This window comes from Gardnerella sp. CCPDSM, from assembly GCF_056754715.1.
In genome coordinates this window covers 1-3,759 of record NZ_JBQEQO010000016.1, presented here as the reverse complement: position 1 = coordinate 3,759, position 3,759 = coordinate 1, and the positions used below count along the sequence as shown (strand labels likewise).

General features: G+C 41.2%; 4 protein-coding genes. All 4 read right to left on the bottom strand.

All coding sequences use genetic code 11. The annotated features are described in order from the left end of the window. On the bottom strand, positions 1–711 hold a 711-nt coding region (locus ACTJLE_RS06165), incomplete at its 3' end, for an SNF2-related protein (RefSeq protein ID WP_481267871.1). Beyond that, positions 692–982, bottom strand: a complete 291-nt coding sequence (locus tag ACTJLE_RS06160) for a VRR-NUC domain-containing protein (RefSeq protein ID WP_481267870.1) — start codon at positions 980–982, stop codon at positions 692–694. The genes ACTJLE_RS06160 and ACTJLE_RS06165, both read right to left, overlap by 20 nt. Further along, a complete protein-coding gene (locus tag ACTJLE_RS06155; RefSeq protein WP_481267869.1) occupies positions 954–1,289 on the bottom strand; it encodes a hypothetical protein in 336 nt (111 codons plus the stop codon). Before ACTJLE_RS06155 ends, ACTJLE_RS06160 begins: the two co-directional genes overlap by 29 nt. Before the next feature lie 397 nt (positions 1,290–1,686). Continuing rightward, positions 1,687–3,759 (bottom strand): phage/plasmid primase, P4 family (locus ACTJLE_RS06150; RefSeq protein ID WP_481267868.1); only part of this gene is annotated, 2,073 nt, incomplete at its 5' end.

Below are 3,759 nucleotides of genomic sequence, written 5' to 3'. Positions count from 1 at the left end.
AGGCATTTTCAAATAGTCTTTCGACTTCATCGAAATCGTAATATCAGCTATCTGCTTATAGATTAAACTCTCAGCACCATCTTTAGGCTTATAAGAAAAAACCATGTGCTGGTTACGCTTATCAGGATCAAAAAAGTTCTGCCGATAATACGTAATATAGCGGCCTAGCCTTTGACCCATATCAAGCAGCCTAAACTCAGCCCACAAATCCATTAGCCCGTTAGAAGAAGGAGTTCCTGTAAGACCAACAATCCTTTTAACTTTCGGCCTAGCCTTCAGTAATGCTTTAAAACGTTTCGCCTGATATGATTTAAAACTTGAAAGCTCATCTATCACAACCATGTCAAAATTAAACGGCAGGCCGCTTTTCATTATCAGCCACTCCACGTTTTCACGGTTAATAATATAAACGTGAGCAGGCGTTTTTAGTGCTTGAATCCGCTCCTTCTCACTACCCGTCACAATAGAATAAGTTAGGTGTTTTAAATGCTCCCACTTTTCTAACTCTAAAGGCCACGTAGTGTTTGCAACCCTAAGAGGAGCGATAACCAGAGTCCTGGAAACATCAAACGAGTCAAGCATCAGGTCGTTAATTGCCGTAAGACTTATAACACTCTTACCAAGTCCCATTTCAAGCAAAACCGCTGAAACCGGGTGTGTGATAATAAAATCAGTCGCATACTTTTGATACTCATGTGGCTCGTATCGCATCAATCACAACTCCAATCTGACTCTTGTCATCAACCACGAAAACCTTAAAACCTAAATCCTGTAAATCCTTCATCCGTTTCACCTGTAAAACTCTAGGCTTTTTACCTGGTGCTTTAAGCTCCACAAAACCAATCTTGCCCCCATGAAGTAAAACCAGCCTGTCAGGAAGCCCGTCAACAGAAGGACTCGTAAGCTTTAAACAAAGCCCTCCCACAGCTTTAACATCACGGACGAGTTTTCGCTCAGTTTCCTTTTCTCGTAAAAAGCCCATCAGATACCTCTTTTGCCATCTCAATGATTTTCTTATCCACTTCGTTTCTCGGCTCATTAGCAACATCGCCGTAAAACACGTCAATATAGTGATTGTTTAACTGTGGGTGATCTTTGAACATATTGTCCTCAGCATGCGAAGATACTTCATCAATCATGTTCATGGCTTTTAACAGTCTGTCTTGATCTTTCACTAAAAGCACCGGGCTAATATCGACCACTAATTGGCTAATCAGACTCTTAGTCAGTCGCATTGCTGCTCCTGCTTGCTTGTAGGTTTCTACTGTTCTCTCTTGTTTGTTAATCATGGTTTATTCCACCTTTCTCAAATCTTATTTTTCATTTATTGAATAGAGTTGTTTCATTCGTTGGTTTTGCCCGTTTACATCAGGCGAATGTTATTTGTGTAGCCATGTATGCTTTAGACCCATCTTTTACTTTTCTCTATATATACTTATATTTCTTTTATTTTTTTCTCTTATATAAAAAGTAAAGAAAAAGGGTACACTACAATACAAAACCCCTATTTATCAGGCTTTTCTTTCTTGAAAACGTGCATGGTAGCGTGTAGGCAACGCCTATTTTCGTGTATGAAAAAATCCTATAGAACATTTTTCTCTGAACCCGGTTTTTACCATGTAAAACATTTGCCTACACGCCAATACATTTTTCAGGAAGTATCTTTCAGTTTTACCGCGTTCTCCATCAAAGAAAATCCTCCTGTGCCTGCAAATTCGGATTGATGGAAAGACCACACCACTGGTAGCCTTTACCCGTCCGTTTTTTGCTATAACCTGCTAACAGTAAAGCCTTAGAAAAATCCCTGTCGTTTCTAACATATTCACCGTTAAGGTTTGCCCACTGACGGTAAGACAAGTAAAGACTCCTACTCATCTCCGTTTCATTCACGCCCTTAATGCAATAATCAGTGATGAAATGGCCTATCCAGTCGTTTTCAGCCCGATAAGCGTCCTTAGCCTGCTCTACCACCTTACAAGTAGGGAATTTATAACTGTTTTGGATATAAAGCTTGGCTCCTTCAATCATCCATTGAAGTATTGCCCCACCTGCTTTTTGCAAAAGTTCATCAACATAGTCTGTTTTCGGATTCTTGATTTCTTTCGTAAACGGTGCGACAAAGATTCTCCGCCACGTTCCCTTATCGTTCGAACCGACTTTCGGCAGATGGTTCGTGTAGAGAATAGTTGAGTGGCTTGGCGTAAACGTAAAAGGAGCATAATATTTCCTCTCAGCTGAAATATCATCCACGCTTGCTATCTGTTTCAGCATGGAAATAGAAAGCCTTTGCCCTTCCTCAGTTTCCGAGGCAAGAATAAACCTTTTACCGCAAAGCTCCGCTAAATCCACTTTCACGTTTTTAGCCCGAGTGGTTAAAGACTCCGCAGGTATTTTCCCCGCATAATCTCCAAGCACATGTGCTTCCGCGTTAAACACGGTCGACTTACCGTTGCCACCTGACCCGTACACCAGCAAAAGCGATTCTTCAAACACTTGACCTATAAGCGTACTACCCGCATGGCTTTGAAGAAATGTCTGAAACTCTTTATCACCTGCGGTAACCATATCAAGCGTTGTCTGCCACAATCCCATGTTCTCCCGTGAAGGGCAAACAGCGGTCATTTTCGTACAGTACGAACACGGATCATGTGCTTTTAGCTCTCCAGTCTTTAAATCCACGATTCCGCAAGGCGTGTTTAGAATGAAAGCATCACGATCCAGTCCTTCGTTTGCAACTTCCAGCATGGATTTAGCAAGCTTTAATATCCCGGACACTTTACTGTGATCATTCATCTTCTTAGCAAACGAAAGATACTGCTTTGCCCGATTCACTTCACTCTTTGCTTTATCCGCCTGCTCTTTATCACCTGATGATTCAGCTTGAACGAACTCTTCGTAAGCTGTCTTAAACTCGATACCAGCATTTTTCAAAACCTTTTTAGCAATAAGCATGTAAAGTTTCATAACTTTAAGCTCAGACGCTTCCCACTTCTTGCCCGTCCAGTAAAGCCAGCCTGCAGACATCGTATAAACAGCCTTATTCTTGTTATGTTTGGCAAAAACCTCAGCCATCGCAATATCCGTTAAATCATCCGGCTTATACTCCTCATAGCTTTTGCCATACTCGCTAGGCGGAATATAACCTTCTTGACTTGCTACTTTAAGCCCGAACTTTTTAGCCGAATACCAGATTTTAGATAATTCTGCATCAGGCAAAGGAGGATTACACCGCTCAGCTTCACTCAAAAACTTCTCATGTGTTTCATCTGTAGCACCATAACGTTTGATGAGTTTTCCTGCGATATGACTAAGCCTAGAGTTTCTCTGCCCCGATGGTATTTCTTCTGTTCCTGCATCAAATTCACTGAAATCTTCTTCCGAGAGGAAATCAGTGATTGTTTTTTCACCATCGTAAAGTTCTACCTGTGGAGTTTTAACACCGTAGAGAAAACGTGCCGCATCAAGAGCGTTACTGTCAAAATACGGGAATACTGATTGAATCCTTGTTTTAAGCTCCACATAAGCTTTAGCATCGCTTACTTCTTCAATTGGAAAATAAACATGAAAACGTGGTCTTGCACACTTCCCATGCTTGTCTTTCATGTGGTTTCTACTATAAGACGCATAAAAGCACACGTTCGGAAACGCTAAAGCAACATCAAAAGGCGTCACCCAGTCTTTACCAACATCAGAATGATCGTTATCACAGTCCATCGGAATACAGGTAGATGAAATGAAATTATCTTTAGACCTATAACT

What these genes read in the sequence shown, in the direction of transcription:
- ACTJLE_RS06160 (WP_481267870.1), bottom strand. Translation starts at nt 982, where the DNA reads ATGGGCTTTTTACGAGAAAAGGAAACTGAGCGAAAACTCGTCCGTGAT.
- ACTJLE_RS06155 (WP_481267869.1), bottom strand. Translation starts at nt 1,289, where the DNA reads ATGATTAACAAACAAGAGAGAACAGTAGAAACCTACAAGCAAGCAGGA.